Raw genomic sequence first — 20,568 nt, 5'->3', positions numbered from 1 at the left:
ATGACATGAGCACTGACGGTCAGGGAAGAAGTCACTGGTTCGACGACGAGGCCGGACCGGTCGTCCGTCCGTACGCCATGACGCGCGGCCGCACCACCAGCGCGGCCCAGCATCGCCTGGACCTCATCGCGGTGGTCGTCACGGAGCCCCAGGCGGACGACCCGGAAGGCGACCACTCGCTGTCCCCGGAGCACGTGGACATCGTCGACCTGTGCCGCGAGACCCCGCAGTCGGTCGCCGAGCTGTCCTCCGAACTCGACCTGCCCATCGGCGTGGTGCGGGTTCTCATCGGTGACCTCGTGGACGCGGAGTTCGTTCACGTGAACCGGCCCGTGCCGCCCGCGGAGCTGCCGGACGAGAGCATCCTGCGGGACGTGATCAACGGCCTCAGGGCGCTGTGAGGCAGCGTCCCGCCCGCGCGGAGCGGGCGGGCGCCGGCACAGCCCTCCCGATATGATCCGACTGATCGTCGACGACCTCCGCGGGCGGCCGGCCGCCGGCCCGCGGACACGGTGCCGAACAGCACGATCGGGGAGACGGACGTGACGACAGGCTGGCAGTTCTGGGTCGACCGGGGCGGCACCTTCACCGACATCGTCGCGCGCCGCCCGGACGGCCGACTGCTCACCCACAAATTGCTCTCCGACAGCCCCACCCCGCCCAGCTCCCGGCTCCACCCGACAGACGAGACCCCCGTCGCCGACGCGGCCGTCACCGGCGTGAACCAACTCCTGGGCGGTTCCCAGGACCCGGTGGAAGCCGTCCGCATGGGCACCACCGTCGCCACCAACGCCCTGCTGGAGCGCAAGGGCGAGCGCACCCTCCTGATCGTCACCCGCGGCTTCCGCGACGCCCTGCGCATCGCCTACCAGAACCGGCCCCGCATCTTCGCCCGCCGCATCGAACTGCCCGAACTGCTCCACGTGCGTGTGATCGAGGTCGACGAACGCATCGCCGCCGACGGCACCGTCCTGCGGGCCCCCGACCTGGACGCCCTCGCCGAGCCCCTTCAGCAGGCCTACGACGACGGGATCCGCGCGGTCGCCGTCGTCTGCATGCACAGCCACCTCCACCCCGCCCACGAACAGGCCGTCGGCGAACTCGCCGCCCGCGTCGGATTCCCGCAGATCTCGCTCTCCAGCGAGGTCAGTCCGCTGATGAAGCTCGTCCCGCGCGGGGACACGGCCGTCGTCGACGCCTACCTCTCGCCCGTGCTGCGCCGGTACGTCGAGCGGGTCGCCGGTGAACTCGACGGCGTGCGGCTGATGTTCATGCAGTCCAACGGCGGTCTCACCGAGGCCGGCCAGTTCCGCGGCAAGGACGCCATCCTGTCCGGGCCCGCCGGTGGCATCGTCGGCATGGCCCGGATGTCGCAACTCGCGGGCTTCGACCGCGTCATCGGCTTCGACATGGGCGGTACGTCGACCGACGTCTCGCACTACGCGGGCGAGTACGAACGGGTCTTCACCACGCAGATCGCCGGAGTCCGGCTGCGCGCGCCCATGCTCGACATCCACACCGTCGCAGCCGGCGGCGGTTCGGTCCTCCATTTCGACGGCTCCCGCTACCGCGTAGGGCCGGACTCGGCGGGCGCGGACCCGGGCCCCGCCTGCTACGGGGCGGGCGGCCCGCTCGCCGTCACCGACGCCAACGTCATGCTCGGCCGCATCCAACCCGCCCATTTCCCCAAGGTGTTCGGCCCCGACGGCGACCAGCCCCTGGACGCGGAACTCGTCCGCGACCGCTTCACCGACCTCACGCGCGAGATCCGCGAACGGACCGGCGACGACCGCACCCCCGAACAGGTCGCCGAGGGCTACCTCCAGATCGCCGTCGCCAACATCGCCAACGCCGTCAAGCGGATCTCCGTCCAGAAAGGCCACGACGTCACCCGCTACGCGCTCACCACCTTCGGTGGAGCCGGCGGCCAGCACGCGTGCATGGTCGCCGACTCGCTCGGCATGCGCACCGTCCTCGTACCCCCCATGGCCGGGGTCCTCTCCGCGCTCGGCATCGGCCTCGCCGACACCACCGCCATGCGCGAACAGTCCGTCGAGGCACCCTTGGAGGCCGCCTCGATGCCGGGCGTCCTCAAGACCGCAGACGACCTGGAGAGCGCCGCCCGCGCCGAACTCCTCGCCGAGGACGTCCCCGACGACCGCGTCCGGATCACCCGCCGCGCCCAACTCCGCTACGACGGCACCGACACCGCCCTCACCGTCGAGCTGACCGAACCCGCCGCGATGCGCGACGCCTTCGAAGCACGTCATCGCGCCACGTACTCCTTCACGCTCGACCGCCCGATCGTCGTCGAAGCCCTCTCCGTGGAAGCCACCGGCATCACTCAACCCCCCGATCTGTCGGCCCTCGCCCCGTACGAAGGCCGCCCCGCCGCCCCCGAGACCGTCCGCCTCCACACGGGCGGCGCCTGGCGCGACGTACCCCTCCACCGCCGCGAGGAACTGCCTCCCGGCGAGATCGTCACCGGCCCGGCGATCATCACCGAGGCCAGTGCGACGACCGTCGTCGACGACGGCTGGCAGGCCGTGGCGCGAGACGACGGGCATCTGGTCATGGAACGCGCGGCGGTCACGCAGAGTTCCGATCTCGACACGAAAGTCGACCCGGTTCTCCTCGAGGTCTTCAACAACCTCTTCATGTCCATCGCCGAACAGATGGGCGCCCGGCTGGAGTCCACGGCCCAGTCCGTCAACATCAAGGAGCGCCTCGACTTCTCCTGCGCGCTCTTCGACCCGGACGGAAACCTGGTGGCCAACGCCCCGCACATCCCCGTCCACCTGGGCTCGATGGGCACCAGCGTCAAGGAGGTCATCCGGCGCCGCGGCTCGGGGATGCGGCCGGGCGACACCTACGCCGTCAACGACCCGTACCACGGCGGCACGCATCTGCCGGACGTCACCGTGATCACGCCCGTCTTCGACGCGCCGGACCCCGAAGACACGGAGAGTGACCGAGAGATCCTTTTCTACGTCGCCTCCCGCGGCCACCACGCCGAGATCGGCGGCATCGCCCCGGGCTCCATGCCGGCCGACAGTCGCAGCATCGAGGAGGAGGGCATCCTCTTCGACAACTGGCTCCTCGCCGAGAACGGCCGCTTCCGCGAGGAGGAGACCCTCCGCCTGCTCACCGAGACGCGCTACCCCTCCCGCAACCCGAGGACCAACCTCGCCGACCTGCGGGCCCAGATCGCCGCCAACCGTAAGGGCGTCGACGAAGTCACCCGCATGATCGAGACGTTCGGACTCGACGTCGTCCAGGCCTACATGCGACACGTCCAGGACAACGCCGAGGAAGCGGTACGCCGGGTCGTGGACACCCTCGACGACGGCGAGTACGCCTACGAGACCGACTCCGGCGCGATGATCCGGGTACGCGTGCGCGTGGACCGCGAGAACCGCTCGGCGACCGTCGACTTCACCGGCACCTCCGCGCAGCTGGACAGCAACTTCAACGCCCCGTTCGCGGTGGTCAACGCCGCCGTGCTGTACGTCTTCCGTACCCTCGTCGCCGACGACATCCCCCTCAACGACGGCTGCCTGCGCCCTCTGCGGATCATCGTGCCGCCCGGCTCGATGCTCGCGCCCGAGCCACCCGCCGCGGTCGTCGCCGGCAACGTGGAGACCTCGCAGGCCATCACCGGCGCCCTCTACGCGGCGCTCGGCGTCCAGGCCGAGGGCTCCGGGACCATGAACAACGTGACCTTCGGCAACGCCCGCCACCAGTACTACGAGACGGTCGCGTCCGGTTCCGGCGCGGGCGACGGCTTCCCGGGCGCACCCGTCGTGCAGACCCACATGACCAACTCGCGGCTCACCGACCCCGAGGTCCTGGAGTGGCGACTGCCCGTCCGGCTCGAGGAGTTCGCCGTCCGGGAGGGCAGCGGCGGCGCCGGACGCTGGCGCGGCGGCGACGGCGCGGTGCGCCGCATCCGTTTCCTGGAGCCCATGACCGTCTCCACGCTGTCCCAGCACCGCAGGGTCCCGCCGTACGGCATGGAAGGCGGCGAACCCGGCGCACTGGGCGCCAACCGCGTGGAACGCGCCGACGGGACGGTCACCGTGCTCGGCGGCAGCGACGCGGCCGACGTCGATTCAGGCGACGTACTTGTCATCGAAACCCCCGGCGGTGGAGGCTACGGCCCACCGTCGCCCCACCCCCACCCAGCAGGAGAAGAGATCAATGATCTTCGGGCGTTCTGAGCGCGGAAAGCCCCCGGTCGAGCCCGTCACGCTCAAGATCCTCGTGGCCGGCGGCTTCGGCGTGGGCAAGACCACGCTCGTCGGCGCGGTCAGCGAGATCAGGCCGCTGCGCACCGAGGAACTGCTCACCGAGGCAGGACGCCCGGTCGACGACACCAGCGGCGTGGAGGGCAAGCGCACGACCACCGTGGCCATGGACTTCGGGCGCATCACCCTGCGCGAGGACCTGGTGCTGTACCTCTTCGGCACACCCGGCCAGGAGCGGTTCTGGTTCATGTGGGACGAGCTCTCCGAGGGCGCCCTCGGAGCCGTCGTCCTCGCCGACACGCGCCGCCTGGAGGACTGCTTCGCCGCGATCGACTACTTCGAGCGGCGCTCCATACCCTTCGTCGTCGGCGTCAACTGCTTCGAGGGAGCGGCCCGTTACCCCATCGAGGACGTCCGCCAGGCCCTCGACCTCGACCAGGACGTGCCGCTGGTGCTGTGCGACGCACGGGACCGCGAGTCGGTCAAGGAGGTCCTCATCGGAGTGGTCCGGCACGCGATGGCACACGCGGCGGAGCGCCGCAGGGCCGCCGTGACGAGCTGACCCCGACAACTGACACGGGAACGGCCCGTACCCCCGCCGACCGGGGTACGGGCCGCGTTCATGACCGCACGCGCGTGGGAGCCGTTCTAGACCGCACGCGCGCGTGCGGCTAGTTCGCCCCGTCCTCCTCCCAGCCGAAGCTCTTCTCCACGGCCTTGCGCCAGTTGTGGTACTCACGGTCCCGCACCGACGCCTCCATCGACGGCGTCCACTCGACGTCCTTCTGCCAGTGCGACTTGAGCTCCTCGAGGTCGTTCCACACCCCCGTTGCCAGCCCGGCCGCGTACGCGGCGCCCAGACAGGTCGTCTCGGACACCTTCGGCCGGACCACCGGCACGTCGAGGACGTCCGCCTGGTGCTGCATGAGCAGGTTGTTCTTGGTCATGCCCCCGTCCACCTTCAGGGTCGTGATGTGCACCCCGGAGTCCTGGAACATGGCGTCCACGACCTCACGCGTCTGCCAGCTCGTCGCCTCGAGGACCGCGCGCGCGAGATGCGCCTTCGTCACGTACCGGGTGAGCCCGGTGACGACCCCGCGCGCGTCGGAACGCCAATAGGGCGCGAACAGCCCGGAGAAGGCGGGCACGATGTACGCGCCGCCGTTGTCCTCCACGCTCGCCGCCAGCGGTTCGATCTCGTCGGCGGTGCGGATGATGCCGAGCTGGTCCCGGAACCACTGGACGAGCGCACCCGTTATGGCGATGGAACCCTCCAGGCAGTAGACCGGCGCCTCGCTCCCGATCTTGTAGCCCATCGTCGTCAGCAGGCCGCTCTTCGACGGCACCGGCCGGTTGCCCGTGTTGAGCAGCAGGAAGGAGCCCGTGCCGTACGTGTTCTTCGCCGTACCCACGTCGTAGCAGGCCTGTCCGAACACGGCCGCCTGCTGGTCGCCCAGCGCGGACGCCACGGGCACGCCCGCGAGTTGGCCGACCGCGGTGCCGTACACCTCGGCAGAGGACCTGATCTCGGGGAGGACGGCGTCGGGGATGTTCATGGCGGAGAGGATGGACTGGTCCCACTGGAGGGTCTCGAGGTTCATCAGCATGGTGCGGCCGGCGTTGGTCACGTCGGTGACGTGCCGGCCGCCGTCCGTGCCCCCGGTGAGGTTCCAGATGAGCCAGGAGTCGATGGTGCCGAAGGCGATCTCGCCGTTCTCGGCCCGCGCGCGCAGCCCGGGCACGTTGTCGAGCAGCCAGGCCGCCTTCGGGCCGGAGAAGTAGGTGGCGAGCGGCAGCCCGGTCTGCTCACGGAACCGGTCCTGCCCGTCGGACCCGCCGAGTTGGTTGGTCAGCGCCGCGGTACGGGTGTCCTGCCACACGATCGCGTTGTGCACGGGCTTGCCGGTCGCGCGGTCCCACAGGACCGTCGTCTCGCGCTGGTTGGTGATGCCGAGCGCGCTGAGCTGGTCGGCGCGCAGCCCGGCCTTGGCGAGCGCCCCGGCCACCACCGCCTGCACCTTGGACCAGATCTCGGTGGCGTCGTGCTCCACCCAGCCGGGCTTGGGGAAGATCTGGCGGTGCTCGCGCTGGTCGACGGCGACGATGGCGCCGTCCTGGTTGAAGACGATGCAGCGGCTGGAGGTGGTGCCCTGGTCGATAGCGGCGACGAACTTGTCCGTCATGACGTCCCCTTCGTCGGTTCCTTCAGAAGGCTGCGTTGAAGATGAGCCCGGACAGCGCGCCGCCGATCAGCGGTCCCACCACCGGGATCCACGCGTAACCCCAGTCCGAGGTGCCCTTGTTGGGGATCGGGAGCAAGGCGTGGGTGATGCGCGGGCCCAGGTCACGGGCCGGGTTGATGGCGTAACCCGTGGGGCCGCCGAGGGACAGACCGATGCCGGTCACGAGGAACGCGACGATGAGGATCGCGGTGCCGGACTCGCCGAGCCCCTTGGTCAGGCCGAACGCCAGGATGGGCAGCACCAGCCCCATGGTCGCGATGATCTCGGTGACGAGGTTCGCCACGGGATTGCGGATCGCGGGCGCCGTGGAGAAGATCCCCAGCGTCGGCTGCGCCTTCTCCTCCTCGGCGTTGGCCTGGAACTGCGCGTAGTACACCAGCCAGCACAGCACCGCGCCGAGAATGGCGCCGACCACCTGCCCCGCGATGTAGAGGGGCACCTTGTCCCAGTCCCCGGTGTCGACGGCGATCCCGATCGTCACCGCCGGATTGAGATGGCCCCCGGACAGCGGCGCGGCGGTGTACGCCCCGGCCAGCACACCGAAGCCCCAGCCGAACGCGATGACCACCCAGCCCGCGTCCTTCGCCTTCGAGTCGTTCAGTACGACGGCGGCGACCACTCCGGCGCCGAACAGGATCAGGATCGCGGTGCCGATGATCTCACCGACAAAAATGTCTCCGTTGCTCATGGCGGCTCCTTGGCCCCGGCCCGGGGTGTTCGACCCCGGTCCTCCGTGCAGGGTGCGTTTCCCACGGCTACTTCAGCCGGGGACGAGGAGGTCCCGCGCCCCGCCCGGCATCCGTGACGAGCGTGCCGTCGCAGTCGAATCGCCCGTGGGGGAACGGGCCTTGGAGCAGCTGTGCCCGCATGGCGCAGTGCGTGGATACGCCGAGAATGTACGGCGATGTCGACTGACATCGGAAGTGTTCACCGGTGTCCAGGGAGCGTCAAGGACGCGGACGACAACGGTTGAAGGCGGCCCCCCGACACGCCGGGGAGCCGCGCTCAGAGCGGGCCGGGGAACCCCGCCGGGGCGGCGGCGGCCTCCGCACCGCGCCGGATCTCGTGCCCGGGCAGCCCGGCGTGCCCCAGCACCCAACTCGTCCCGCGCAGCGCCTTCGCGGCCTTCTTCAGGGGCGCGAGACACGCGGCCGCCTGCCGGTGGTCCGTGACGCCGCCCGGCGTGCACACCACCGTGGCCAGGGACAACGACACGGGACGGCCGCCCGCCGACCAAGGCGCGTCCAGCACGGACGCCGCCACCGGATCCAACCCCTCCGGATCGGCCAGGACCAGGAAGTCGTCGCCCCCGATATGACCCACGCGCGTGCTGTCGGACGCCGCGCGCTGCAACGCCCGCCCCACCGACCGGATCAGCTCGTCGCCCGCCGCGAAGCCGGCGCCGTCGTTGACCTGCTTGAAGTGGTCCACGTCCAGCCAGCTCAGCGCGAACGCCCGCCCGTCCGCGATCCGCCGGTCCACCTCGCCCGTGATCGCGTCCGAGCCCGGCAGCCGCGTCAGCGGATTGAGCCCGGCCGCCTCCTCCACCCGGGACTCGGCCAGCGCCCGCACCAGGTCCGCGAGGCGTACGACGCCCACGCACCGGCCGTACCGGTCCACGACGGCCACATCGTCCGACGTACGGTCCCGCCCGCCGACCGCCACCACGTCCAGGACCTCCCACGCGGTGGCGTCGACACCCACCGTGCGAGGCACGTCGCCCAGCTTGGCGGCGGGCCGGTCGGCATAGAGGGCGTGCCCGTACCGCCCGGACATCGACAGCAGGAACCGGGACCGGTGCACCGACCGGACCGGAACCCCGTGCGCGTCCACGAGCAGCACCCCGGACACCTCCGGCGACCCGGTCAGCAGGGCCCGCACATGGCCCGCCGACGCGGTGACGGGCAACAGCGCGGCGGGCCGCACGAACTGCCGCACCGAAGGCCCCGACCGCGGCAGCGAGGCGGCACCGGGGGAGCGGGGCGGAACGTATACGTCCGCGGCGGGCAGCCGGGCCGGCGGCGCGAACAACTCGCCCTGCGCCAGCTGCGCACCGGCCGCCACCGCGGCCGCGCACTGGAGTTCCGTCTCCACCCCCTCCACCGACAACAGCGCCCCGAGCTGCTCGCACAGCGTGCGCATCGCCCGCACCGCCGCGGGCCGCGCGAGCAGTGACGCGTCGAGCTTCACCAGGTCGGGCGCGAGGTCCGTGAGCAGCCGCAGCGGTACGTCGCCGTCCCCGACCCCGTCCGCACTGATCCGGAAACCCTGCCCGCGCAGCGCGCCCACGGCCTCCAGGAGCGCCTGCTGCGGCACGTGCGTGTACGGCGGTGAGATGTCGACCGTCACCTCCCACGGCAGCCTGCCCGCCTCCCGCACCGCGGTGTGCAGCGGCGTGAGGCCGCCCAGGTCGGCGAGGGTCGCCGCGAACACGTTGACGTGCAGAGGAAGCAACGTCTCCTTGCGCGCGGCCGCGCGGACCGCCGACACCGCCAGCCTGCCGTCGAGTTCCGGATCACGCCGGGCCTCGGCGAGGACGTCGCCGGTCTCCGGGCGGGCGAGTATCTCCAGCCCCGCGACCGCGCCGGTCGCCAGGTTGACCACCGGTTGGAAGGCGAAGCGGAGAGTATCCGTCCAGGAGTGCACGGGAGCATGATGGCGCCGCGGGCGCACGCCCGAGCGCAGTTCATGAGACGTTCACGCAGGATTCCGAGGTGATCACGCAGCGTACGCGAAAGCCCTTGCCGTGCCGCCCGCACAACCCCGCTTCACCGCACCGCGACCACCGCCGACCCGTGCCCGAACAGTCCCTGGTTCGCCGTGATCCCCACACGGGCCCCGGCCACCTGCCGGTCGCCCGCAGTTCCCCGCAACTGCCAGGTGAGCTCGCACACTTGGGCGATCGCCTGCGCCGGCACGGCCTCCCCGAAGGACGCCAGCCCTCCGCTCGGGTTCACGGGTATGCGCCCGCCCAGGGCCGTCGCCCCCTCCCGCAACAGCTTGGCCCCCTCACCCGCGCCGCACAGCCCGAGGTCCTCGTACCACTGCAACTCCAGGGCGGTGGACAGGTCGTAGACCTCGGCAAGCGAGAGATCCTCAGGGCCGATGCCCGCTTCCTCGTAGGCGGCCCCGGCGATCGACTCCCGGAACGTCCGCGCGGCCGGCTCCACCGCCACCGCGGAGTCCGTCGCGATGTCGGGAAGGTCCAGCACGGTGTTGGGGTAGTGCGGCGTCACCGTCGACACCGCGCGGATGCGCACCGGCTCCGCCGCGCCATGGCGACGCGCGAACTCCATGCTGGACAGCACCAGCGCGGCCCCGCCGTCCGAGGTCGCGCAGATGTCGAGCAGCCGCAACGGCTCGGCGACCACCGCGGAGGCGGCGACCTCGTCACCGGTGACCCGCTTGCGATAGCGGGCGTACGGATTCAGCGCGCCCATGGCGGAGTTCTTCACTTTGACCTGCGCGAAGTCCTCCACCGTGTCCCCATGGACGGCCATCCGCCGCCGCGCGTACAGCCCGAAGTACGTCGGGTTGGTCGCCCCGAGCACACGGAAACGCAGCCAGTCGGGGTCGTCGGGCCGATCCCCGCCGGCGGGCCGGAAGAACCCCTTGGGCGCCGCGTCGGCCCCCACGACGAGCGCCACGTCCGCCAGCCCCGAAAGGATCTGCGCCCGCGCGGCGTTGACCGCCTGCGCCCCTGAAGCGCACGCCGCGTACACGCTCGTTACCCGGGCCCCCTGCCAGCCCAGCGCCTTGGCGAACGTCGCCCCGGCTACGTACCCGGGATAACCGCCACGCACCGTGTCCGCGCCGACGATCGAGCCGACCTCCCGCCACTCCAGCCCGGCGTCGGCGAGCGCCGCGCGGGCCGCCGTAGCCCCGTACTCGACGAAACTCCGCCCCCACTTGCCCCAGGGATGCATCCCCGCGCCGAGCACCGCCACCTCATCTGTCATGCCCTCACCCCCGTTGTCGGCCGCCACTGCCAGGTCGTCCACACCGTCTCCGCGTCCTCATGGAGCACACCGGGCACGACCTCCACCTCCATGCCCACCGCCAGATCGGCGACAGTCAGCCCTGGCACCCCCTGCCCCAGCACCACGATCCGCTCTGCTGCCAGCTCCACAGCGATCAACGCGTACGGCTCCCACGGAAGTTCCGGATCGGTCACATAGGGTGACGGAGGCCGGTACCGGCCGTCCGTGTAGGACCACACGCGCCCGCGTCGTGACAGCGGCACCTCGACCAGTTCGCCGCCCGCGCACCGCGGATTGCGGCAATGGACGTCCTCGCGGGGGAAGAAGACGGCGGCACAGGCGGAGCAGCGGGTGCCCAACAGGCGGAACGCGTCCCCCTCGCCGCCGAACCATCCCTCGACCACAGGAGTGCGTGAACACGACAAGATCCCTCCCCGGCAGTAAATCTGACGGAACGTCAGAAGTGTGTCACGGGAGACCCGGGATGGGCAGAGGCAGAGGCATGACACGACTCTCGCGCGCACTCCGCGGGCTGGGCACCGCACTCGCCGCCCTGCTGACCGTGACCGCCGTCTCCACGACCGCCCGGGCGACCCCGGAACCCAAGGCGCCCGAGGATTTCGTGGCGCTCAGAACCGTGGACCCGACGATCATCCAGGAGATGCGCTACTTCACCCCGCACAACTTCGTCGGCGAGCGCATCGACGGCTACCAGCAGCCCCTCTGCATCCTCACCCGCCCCGCCGCCGAGGCCCTCCACAAGGCACAGGCAAAGCTGCTGAAGCAGGGCTACAGCCTCAAGGTCTACGACTGCTATCGCCCGCAACGCGCGGTCGACCACTTCGTGCGCTGGGCCGAGGACCTCGACGACCAGGCCATGAAGAGCGAGTTCTACCCGAACGTCGACAAGACGCGCCTCTTCGCGGACGGCTACATCGCGGAGAAGTCCGGCCACAGCCGCGGCTCGACCATGGACCTGACCATCGTGCGGCTGCCCGCGAAGCCGACCAGGCCCTACCACCCGGGCGAGACCCTCGTACCCTGCTACGCACCCCAGGACCAGCGCTTCCCCGACAACTCCGTCGACATGGGCACCGGATTCGACTGCTTCGACACGCTCGCCCACACCCTCGACCCACGCATCCAGGGCACACAGCGCGCCAACCGGCTCCTGCTCAAGTCCACCCTGGAGGGCCTCGGCTTCGTGAACCTGGCCGAGGAATGGTGGCACTACACCTACAAGCCCGAGCCCTACCCGGACACCTACTTCGACTTCCCGGTGTCCTGGAAGTCCCTTTCAGGCAAACACTGAGCCGCCCCCGGAAGACGCCCCTCCGATGATCGGATACAGTCCGCCGCGTGTCCGAAACTCAACACCCCACCCCAACTCCGCGCCCGACTCCCACTGTTCGAGCTGCGGAACGCCCTTCGGAGAGGGCGTCACCGGTTGGCCCCGCACCTGCCCCGCCTGCGCCACCGTGGCCTACCGCAACCCGCTCCCGGTCGCGGTGGCCCTCCAGCCCGTGTACGACACCAAGGGCACCAGCCTCGTCGTCATCACCCGCACCGTCGCCCCCGCGCGCGGGGGCATCGCACTGCCCGGCGGCTACATCGACGACCGTGAGGACTGGCGCCAGGCCGTCGTCCGCGAGCTCAAGGAAGAGACCGGCATCGACGCGGCGAGCCGCGACGTCCGCCTCGTCGACGCCATGAGCTCGCCCGACGGGCACCTCCTGCTGTTCGGGTCCCTGCCCGAGCGCCCGGCGGAGAGCCTGCCCGCGTCCGCCGCGACGGACGAGACGGAAGGCTGGCACCTCCTGCGCAGGCCCGAGGAGCTCGCCTTCCCCCTGCACACACGCGCGGTACGCGCCTGGTTCGAGGGCCGGTACGTCTGAGCCTCAGCGCTCCTCGACACCTCGTACCCGCACCGGGTGAGGCGGCGCGCTCACGCCGTCCTCACCCTCCCGCTCGACGACCACCTTCCGCCCCTGCCAGCGGGCGACGTACCGCTCGATCTCCGGCTCCTCCCACCCGTCACCCGCATCCGGCACGACCAGCCCGCCACCGGTCCGTCCCCGCGCCGGCGCCCACACCTCCAGCTCCAGGCCGCCGTCCTCCCCACGCACGGGAAGGACGGCACCCGCGCGCGCGAGCACCGGAATCCGCGACAAAGGCGCGTCCACCAGGATCTGCCCCGGCCCGTCGTACGCCCGCCCCGTCGCCGTGTCGTACCAACGCCCCCGCGGCAACTGCACGGCACGCCGGTCCGCACCCGGGTCGAGCACCGGCGCCACCAGCAGACAGTCACCCAGCAAGAAGGCGTCCTCACAGTCGCGCAGCGCCCGGTCCTCCGGTATGCCCCACCACAACGGCCGCACATAGGGCGTCCCCGTGCGCCGCGCCAGATGCGCCAGCGTCATGAAGTACGGCAACAGCCGCCGACGCTCCGCGAGCGCCACGCGCGCGTGCTCCAACACCTCGGGCCCGAACTCCCACGGCTCCCTGCGCCCCGCCCGCAGACTCGCATGCGTGCGGAACAGCGGCAGATACGCGCCCAGTTGGAACCACCGCAGAAACAGCTCGGGCGACGGACTCCCGTCGAACCCGCCCACGTCCGGCCCCGAGTACGGCACCCCGCACAGCCCCAGCCCCATGACCAACGACAGCGACGCCCGCAGCCCGGGCCAGCCCGTCGCCACGTCACCGGACCACGTGCCCCCGTACCGCTGCAGGCCGGCCCACCCGGACCGCGAGAACACGAACGGCCGCTCCCGCGGGGCCAGGTCCCGCAGGCCCTCGTAGGCGGCCCGAGCCATGCACAGTCCGTAAACGTTGTGCGCCTCGCGATGGTCGCCGCCCCGCCCCTCCAGGGCATGCCGGGCCGAACGCGGCAGCGTCGTCTCCCCGAAGGCCGCGAAGGACGTGGGCTCGTTCATGTCGTGCCAGAAGCCGGCGAACCCCTGTCCGAGCCGCTCCTCGTACAGACCGCCCCACCACTCACGCACGCGCGCGTGCGTGAAGTCGGGAAAGACCGACTCCCCGGGCCACACCTCGCCCCGCACCACCTGCCCCGCCCCGTCCCGGACGAACGCGTCCACGACCGTCCCGGCGTCGTACACGGCATTGCCGGGCTCAGCCCGGACCGCAGGGTCCACGATCGACACCAACCGGACCCCGTCCCGCCGCAGATCCTCGGCGAGCTGGGGCAGCTTGGGGAAGCGGTCGTGGTCGACGGTGAACACCTGGTGCTCGTCAAAGTGGTCGATGTCCAGATGGACGGCGTCCAACGGCAGATCGCGCTCCTGATAGCCCGCGACGATCCGCCGCACCTCCTGCTCGCTCCCGAACCCCCACCGCGCGTGCTGGTACCCCAGGGCCCAGGCCGGCGGCAGCGCCGGCGCCCCCGTGAGCGAGGCCCAGGCGAGCAGCACGCGCGCGGGAGTGCCGACCATCACCCAGCAGCGCAACGGACCGCCGGACATCCGCAGTTCGCTCGTCCCGGGCCGGTCATGCCCGGAACCGGCACCCTCCTCGCCCTCCCGCAAGGTCACCGTGCCGTCCCACGTGGTGTCGTGGAACACCAGGTGCGTGGCCGCGTCGGCCACCACCAGCTGCACCGGCATCGTGAGGTACAGCGGATCATCACCCGGCCCGAAGGCATGGCCGGGGTCGGTGTTCCACAGCCGGTACGTGCCGTCCCGCAGCCGCGGCCCCGAGGCCCGCCCGCCCAGCCCGAAGAAGCGGGCGTCCGCCGAGACCTCCGACCGCTGCATCCAGCGCGCCGCACCCCCGTCGACCGGCTCCCACCAGCGCGGCGGCAGATCCCGGCGCAGGGTCACCCCACCGGGCGTCTGCACCTCGACCGCACCGTGCCGTGAGACGACGACCGTGGCCCGCTCGGCCACCACCCGCCAACCGCCGTCCTTGTCCGGCTCCAGCACCGCCCGCGGGTCCGGCTCCGGAGACCGGCCCGCCAAGGCGTACGAGGGCTCGGGACCCGCCCCGTCCCAGCCCCAGAACACCGCCCCGTTCACCGCCACCGTGATCCGCAGCTCGGAACGGCTGAACCGGACCACACCACCCCCGGGCCCCGGCTCCACGTCCTGCACCGGCCCGGGCACGCGCGCACGCTCGGCTCCCCGCGTCGGCAGCCCGGCGGCATCGGCACGCCGCGTACGCCAAGCCGCCCGTACGGTACGCAACCTCTGGGCCGCCCCCGCCGAACCGACCGCCTTCATCGAACGCACCAGGTCACGACCGTTCATGCTGTTCACCCTGCCACTGACCGCCCCACGCGCGCGTGTCGTTCAACTGCCGTTCACCCGTGCCGGGACCACATCTTCACGACACGGACTATGTGGGGCGCACCCTGGTGCAGAAGTCGATCACATGGCATCGTCCGTGTCATCCGTGTCACGCGCACAACCCCGCCCGTGCGCGGACGACGCACACGACGCGCACAGTCCGGGAGCCGCCCCATGTCGACCGTGAACCCCCAGCCGCTCTGGCAGCCCGATCCGGAACGTATCGCACGGGCACAGGTCACCAGGTTCCAGGCCTGGGCCGCCGAACACCATGGCGCCCCCTCCGACGGCGGCTATCCCGCACTGCACCGCTGGTCGGTCGACGAGCTCGACACCTTCTGGAAAGCCGTCACGGAATGGTTCGACGTACGGTTCTCCACCCCCTACGCGCGCGTACTCGGCGACCGCTCGATGCCCGGCGCCCAGTGGTTCCCCGGCGCGACCCTGAACTATGCAGAACACGCCCTGCGCGCGGCCACCACCCGCGCGGACGAACCGGCCCTCCTGTATGTCGACGAGACCCACGAACCACGCCCCGTCACCTGGTCCGAACTGCGCCGCCAGGTCGGCTCCCTCGCGGCCGAACTCCGCGCCCTCGGCGTACGCCCCGGAGACCGGGTCAGCGGCTACCTCCCCAACATCCCGCAGGCCGTCGTCGCCCTCCTCGCCACCGCCGCGGTCGGCGGCGTCTGGACCTCCTGCGCCCCTGACTTCGGCGCCCGCAGCGTCCTCGACCGCTTCCAGCAGGTCGAACCCGTCGTCCTGTTCACCGTCGACGGCTACCGCTACGGCGGCAAGGAACACGACCGCCGCGACACCGTCGCCGAACTCCGCCGCGAACTACCCACCCTGCGCGCCGTCGTCCACATCCCGCTCCTCGGCACCGAGGCCCCCGAGGGCGCCCTGGAATGGTCCGCCCTGACGAGCGCCGAGGTGGAACCCACCTACGAGCAGGTGCCCTTCGACCACCCCTTGTGGGTGCTCTACTCCTCCGGCACGACCGGCCTTCCCAAGGCCATCGTCCAGTCCCAGGGCGGCATCCTCGTCGAACACCTCAAACAACTCGGCCTGCACTGCGACCTCGGCCCCGAGGACCGTTTCTTCTGGTACACCTCGACCGGCTGGATGATGTGGAACTTCCTCGTCTCCGGCCTGCTCACCGGCACGACGATCGTCCTCTACGACGGCAGTCCCGGCTACCCCGACACCGGCGCCCAGTGGCGGATCGCCGAACGCACAGGGGCCACGCTCTACGGCACCTCGGCCGCGTACGTCATGGCCTGCCGCAAAGCAGGCGTACACCCCGGCCGCGACTTCGACCTGTCCAAGGTCCAGTGCGTGGCCACCACCGGCTCACCCTTGCCACCCGACGGATTCCGCTGGCTGCACGATGAGGTCCGCGACGACCTCTGGATCGCCAGCGTCAGCGGCGGCACCGACGTCTGCTCCTGCTTCGCCGGCGCCGTCCCGACCCTCCCCGTCCACATCGGCGAACTCCAGGCAGCCGGCCTCGGCACCGACCTCCAGTCCTGGGACCCCAGCGGAAAGCCCCTCGTCGACGAGGTCGGCGAACTCGTCGTCACCAACCCGATGCCGTCGATGCCGATCCACTTCTGGAACGACCCCGACGGCAGCCGCTACCACGACAGCTACTTCGACACCTACCCCGGCGTGTGGCGCCACGGCGACTGGATCACCATCACCTCCCGTGGCTCCGTCGTCATCCACGGCCGCTCCGACTCGACCCTCAACCGCCAGGGCGTTCGTATGGGGTCGGCCGACATCTACGAAGCCGTCGAGCGCCTCCCCGAGATCAAGGAATCCCTCGTCATCGGCATCGAACAGCCCGACGGCGGCTACTGGATGCCCCTCTTCGTGCACCTGACCCCCGGAACCACGCTGGACGACGACCTCCTCGGCCGCATCAAGCAGACGATCCGCGAACAGCTCTCGCCACGCCACATCCCCGACGAGATCATCGAAGTGCCCGGCATCCCGCACACCCTCACCGGGAAACGCATCGAGGTCCCCGTCAAACGGCTGCTCCAGGGCACCCCCTTGGAGAAGGCCGTCAACCCGGGCTCCATCGACAACCTCGACCTGCTCCACTTCTACGAGAACCTGGCCCGTAAACGAGCCTGATCCGATGCCGCCGCCGACGCCCCGCGCCGGCGGCGGCATCCCCAGCCGACCCCCGTTGTCAGTGCCGCCGGTTACTGTGAGTGAGCATTGATCGACTGTGCACAGGGGGAAAAATGGCACACACCGACCACCAGACCATGCGACGCGTCCTGCGCCGCGAAATCGCCGGCACCATCGGCGTGCTCACCGACGAGCACGACTTCCGGGCCATGCGCCGCTACCGCAGCTTCACCTTCGACGACCACAGCCGCTATCTCCAACAGGTCGAGGCACTCCTACGCACCCGCGCCTCCCAAGGCAGCCACACCACGGTCGCCCTGTTCGACCCCGAGGAGTACGCCGACTTCTGCGCGGACACCGGCCTCGACCCGGACATCCCGTCCAGCCGCACCCGCTTCACCGCCGAACTCGCCGCCACGGGCCCGACCATCCCGTACGACGGCCGCCCCTTGGCCGACCTCGTCCCGGCTCTGATCGACGAAGCCGTCCGCCAGGCCACCTGGGAGTACGCCTCCACACTCCTGGCCCGCCTCGGCGCCTGCGCCTCCTGCGGCGAGGACATCGGCCGAGCAGCCTTCACCTGGGCCTCCGGCCTTCTCGTCCGCATCCTCGACACCGCGCCTCCGGGCAACCGACACCTCGTCTGCAGCGTCTCGGGAGCACCCGAAACACTCGTCGCGGTCCTCCACGCGGACACGGACGCCGACGGAGCCGTCCAACTGGACGAGGCCGAAGCCCTTGAATTCACCACGGTCCTCGCCCTCGGCCTAGCCACCCAGAGCCCCGGCGGGCTCGTCATGCGCACGAGCGCACCCGGCGCCGCCGACCGCATCTACGGCTGGCGGCTGCGCGGCGAAGGCCTCGAGCCCCTCACCGCGGGCGAGGTGTTCGACGCCTACTGCACCGACATCGAATCCGGCGACCTCATCTCACCGGAATCCGACGTCGACTACTGCGTACCGCCGGACCTCGGACCGGCGGGCCCGACGCCAGGACACCGCCACTGAACAGAAGAAGGGCGCCCCACCGAAAGGTGGAGCGCCCCTCCATCAAAAAACCGGCAGCGAGACCGACTACTCGCCGGAAAGCACCGCCTGAGCGGCATTGCGCGCCTCATCGGCACTGTCCGCAGCACGCGCGGCAGCGGCAGCACGCTCGCACTGCGCCAGCGTGTACTTCGCCAGAGTCGCCCGTACATAAGGAATCGACGCCGCACCCATGGAGAGCGAGGTGACCCCCAGACCGGTCAGCACACAGGCGAGCAGCGGGTCGGACGCGGCCTCACCACAGACACCACAGCTCTTGCCCTCGGCCTTCGCCGCCTCCGCGGACAGCGCGACCAGGTCGAGCAGCGCGGGCTGCCAGGGATCCTGCAACCGGGACACCGCACCCACCTGACGGTCCGCGGCGAAGGTGTACTGCGCGAGGTCGTTCGTCCCCAGCGACAGGAACTCGACCTCCTGCAGAATCGACCGCGCCCGCAGCGCGGCCGACGGGATCTCCACCATCGCGCCGAACTTCGCCTGCAACCCCGCCGCACGACACGCGTCGGCGAACGCCTTGGCATCCGTACGGTCCGCCACCATCGGGGCCATGACCTCGAGATAGACCGGCAGCCCCTCAGCAGCCTTCGCCAAGGCCGTCAGCTGCGTGCGCAGCACCTCGGGGTGGTCGAGCAGCGTGCGCAGACCCCGCACACCCAGCGCCGGGTTCGGCTCGTCGCCAGGCGTCAGGAAGTCCAGCGGCTTGTCCGCGCCCGCGTCCAGCACACGGACGACTACACGACCCTCGGGGAAAGCCTCGAGAACCTGCCGGTAGGCCTCGACCTGCTTCTCCTCCGACGGGGCGTTCTTGCTGTCGTCCAGGAAGAGGAACTCCGTACGGAACAGACCGACACCCTCGGCACCGGCCTCCACCGCGGCCGGCACGTCCGCCGGACCACCGACGTTGGCCAGCAGCGGCACCTTGTGACCGTCGGCCGTGGCACCCGGCCCGGTCGACGCCGCGAGCGCCGCCTTGCGCTCGGCAGCGGCGGCCTCCAACTGCGCCTTCTTCTCCTCGCTCGGCTCCACGAAGATGTCGCCGGTGCTGCCGTCGACAGCGATCACAGTGCCTTCGGCCAGCTCACCGGCGCCCGGCAGAGCGACAACAGCCGGGACACCGAGCGCCCGCGCCAGAATCGCGCTGTGGCTGGTCGGCCCGCCCTCCTCGGTCACAAAACCGAGAACCAGTGTCGGGTCCAACAGAGCCGTGTCGGCGGGGGCCAGATCACGCGCCACCAGGACATAGGGCTCGTCACTGTCCGGGACACCCGGCATGGGCACCCCGAGCAGACGAGCGACGATACGATTCCGCACGTCATCGAGGTCGGCGACCCGACCGGCGAGGTACTCACCGGCACCCGCCAGCAGCTCGCGGTACGCCGCGAACGCGTCGTACACGGCACGCTCGGCCGTGCTGCCGACGGCGATACGCCGATCGACGTCCGCCATCAGCTCCGGGTCCTGAGCCATCATGGCCTGGGCCTCGAGCACGGCCTGGGCCTCACCACCCGCCAGATTGCCGCGCGCAATCAGGTCGGCGGCCACAGCTTCCACGGCCTTGCGGGCGCGCCCCTGTTCGCGCTCCGCGTCCTCCGCCGGAATCTGCTTGGCAGGCGGTTCGAGAACCGCCGTTCCCATGTGCCGAACCTCGCCGATGGCCACACCGTGGCTCACGCCGACGCCTCGCAGCGTTGCTTCCATCTCACCCGTCTCCGATAGTGCGGCGGGTCCCGCCGCCGCGGTGGTTGCCACTACATGCCGTCATACGACGGCGTTGACGTCATGCCCAGGCGAAGAGGCTGTCGCCGGCCTTAACGTCGCCGCTGTCACGCAGATCGGAGAGGGCCTCGGCCGTGGCCTCGAGCGCCACGACCGGGCAGATCGGCGACTTGCCGGCGGCCTCCACGGCAGCTGGGTTCCAACGCACGACGCTCTGGCCGCGCGTCACGGTGTCGCCCTTGTTCACGAGCAGCTCGAAACCCTCGCCGTTGAGCTGCACGGTGTCGATACCGAGGTGGGTGAGCACGCCGTGGCCCTGGTCGTCGACGACGACGAAGGCGTGCGGGTGAAGCGAGACGATGACTCCGTCGACGGGCGCGACAGCCTCGGAAGGCTCACGTACGGGGTCGATCGCCGTGCCCGGGCCGACCATGGCCCCGGAGAAGACCGGATCGGGCACTGAGGCCAGTCCGATGGCGCGTCCTGCAAGAGGGGACGTCACGGTGGTCATGGGAAGCCTCCCAGGGGTGGAGATCTGAATGGGCCGTCACTGCCTGTACCGGACGGCGCACTGTTCAGCAGGGTATGTCATATGAAGTACGGGTTCCGCGTGAGAGCCCGCCACCCCGCTGCACCGTCGCCACAGGTGGTCTAGACCATAGCCCAAATCGATTTGCGTGTGCTCCGAAGCCCCGTGTACAGTCGTACTCCTGCCCGGGGTTGAGCGACGCCACCAAGCGTCCTTGCCAGGCAGCAACCAACTTGTCAGATCCTATCTCTGGATCTCCTTCTGCATGCCTGCGGGAGGGTGGTCAGAGGGCCGGAAAAACACTGATAGAGTTTGGAACACCGAAGGGAAGCGCCCGGAGGAAAGCCTGAGAGAGTCTCTC

At 70.7% G+C, this 20,568-nt stretch carries 15 protein-coding genes; 7 read left to right on the top strand and 8 right to left on the bottom strand.

The window, feature by feature from the left end; translation table 11 throughout:
* Positions 1-5 precede the first annotated feature (5 nt).
* The 3 genes from IQ210_RS29620 (at position 6) to IQ210_RS29610 (ending at position 4,809) form a co-directional block, all read left to right on the top strand.
* Positions 6-401 (top strand): DUF742 domain-containing protein, encoded by a 396-nt coding sequence (locus tag IQ210_RS29620; RefSeq protein WP_194082245.1) that lies wholly within the window; start codon positions 6-8, stop codon positions 399-401.
* 141 nt (positions 402-542) lie between these two features.
* Positions 543-4,220, top strand: a complete 3,678-nt coding sequence (locus IQ210_RS29615) for a hydantoinase B/oxoprolinase family protein (RefSeq protein WP_194082244.1) — start codon at positions 543-545, stop codon at positions 4,218-4,220.
* Positions 4,201-4,809 (top strand): GTP-binding protein, encoded by a 609-nt coding sequence (locus IQ210_RS29610; RefSeq protein ID WP_194082243.1) that lies wholly within the window; start codon positions 4,201-4,203, stop codon positions 4,807-4,809. The genes IQ210_RS29615 and IQ210_RS29610 overlap by 20 nt, the downstream gene beginning before the upstream one ends.
* A 109-nt stretch (positions 4,810-4,918) precedes the next feature.
* Here IQ210_RS29610 and glpK read toward each other — a convergent pair whose 3' ends face one another.
* From glpK to IQ210_RS29585, 5 genes are all read right to left on the bottom strand, one after another.
* A complete protein-coding gene (glpK, locus tag IQ210_RS29605) occupies positions 4,919-6,430 on the bottom strand; it encodes a glycerol kinase GlpK (protein ID WP_194082242.1) in 1,512 nt (503 codons plus the stop codon).
* 22 nt (positions 6,431-6,452) lie between these two features.
* Positions 6,453-7,178 carry an MIP/aquaporin family protein gene (locus IQ210_RS29600; protein WP_194082241.1) on the bottom strand — a complete coding sequence of 242 codons (726 nt, stop codon included), beginning with the start codon at positions 7,176-7,178 and terminating at the stop codon, positions 6,453-6,455.
* Between the two features lie 317 nt (positions 7,179-7,495).
* Positions 7,496-9,136: an EAL domain-containing protein gene (locus IQ210_RS29595; protein ID WP_194082240.1), complete on the bottom strand. Its 1,641-nt coding sequence runs from the start codon at positions 9,134-9,136 to the stop codon at positions 7,496-7,498.
* Positions 9,137-9,258: 122 nt separating this feature from the next.
* The gene (locus IQ210_RS29590; protein ID WP_194082239.1) at positions 9,259-10,449 is read right to left on the bottom strand and encodes a lipid-transfer protein; all 1,191 of its coding nucleotides are present in this window, start codon (positions 10,447-10,449) and stop codon (positions 9,259-9,261) included.
* Complete coding sequence (locus IQ210_RS29585) at positions 10,446-10,874, bottom strand: Zn-ribbon domain-containing OB-fold protein (protein ID WP_194082481.1); 429 nt, start codon at positions 10,872-10,874, stop codon at positions 10,446-10,448. Before IQ210_RS29585 ends, IQ210_RS29590 begins: the two co-directional genes overlap by 4 nt.
* Before the next feature lie 98 nt (positions 10,875-10,972).
* On the opposite strand from IQ210_RS29585, the gene IQ210_RS29580 reads away from it, so the two are divergent.
* A complete protein-coding gene (locus tag IQ210_RS29580) occupies positions 10,973-11,782 on the top strand; it encodes a M15 family metallopeptidase (RefSeq protein WP_194082238.1) in 810 nt (269 codons plus the stop codon).
* A 25-nt stretch (positions 11,783-11,807) separates the two neighbouring features.
* On the top strand, positions 11,808-12,365 hold the full coding sequence (locus IQ210_RS29575) for an NUDIX domain-containing protein (protein ID WP_194082237.1): 558 nt from the start codon (positions 11,808-11,810) through the stop codon (positions 12,363-12,365).
* A 3-nt stretch (positions 12,366-12,368) separates the two neighbouring features.
* Here IQ210_RS29575 and IQ210_RS29570 read toward each other — a convergent pair whose 3' ends face one another.
* Entirely contained in the window at positions 12,369-14,735 is a 2,367-nt protein-coding gene (locus IQ210_RS29570) for a glycoside hydrolase family 31 protein (protein WP_194082236.1), read from the bottom strand.
* Positions 14,736-14,948: 213 nt separating this feature from the next.
* On the opposite strand from IQ210_RS29570, the gene IQ210_RS29565 reads away from it, so the two are divergent.
* Positions 14,949-16,916 carry an acetoacetate--CoA ligase gene (locus tag IQ210_RS29565; RefSeq protein WP_194082235.1) on the top strand — a complete coding sequence of 656 codons (1,968 nt, stop codon included), beginning with the start codon at positions 14,949-14,951 and terminating at the stop codon, positions 16,914-16,916.
* A 113-nt stretch (positions 16,917-17,029) separates the two neighbouring features.
* Complete coding sequence (locus IQ210_RS29560) at positions 17,030-17,923, top strand: hypothetical protein (protein WP_194082234.1); 894 nt, start codon at positions 17,030-17,032, stop codon at positions 17,921-17,923.
* 66 nt (positions 17,924-17,989) lie between these two features.
* On the opposite strand, the gene ptsP is transcribed toward IQ210_RS29560, so the two are convergent.
* Positions 17,990-19,660 (bottom strand): phosphoenolpyruvate--protein phosphotransferase, encoded by a 1,671-nt coding sequence (gene ptsP / locus IQ210_RS29555; protein WP_194082233.1) that lies wholly within the window; start codon positions 19,658-19,660, stop codon positions 17,990-17,992.
* A 79-nt stretch (positions 19,661-19,739) separates the two neighbouring features.
* Complete coding sequence (locus IQ210_RS29550; RefSeq protein ID WP_194082232.1) at positions 19,740-20,189, bottom strand: PTS sugar transporter subunit IIA; 450 nt, start codon at positions 20,187-20,189, stop codon at positions 19,740-19,742.
* Positions 20,190-20,568 lie beyond the last annotated feature (379 nt).

The organism is Streptomyces justiciae, from assembly GCF_015163075.1.
In the GTDB taxonomy this organism is placed as follows: Bacteria; Actinomycetota; Actinomycetes; order Streptomycetales; family Streptomycetaceae; genus Streptomyces; species Streptomyces justiciae.
Note: the sequence above shows the minus strand (reverse complement) of the source record. Positions and strands in the feature narration are given on the sequence as shown.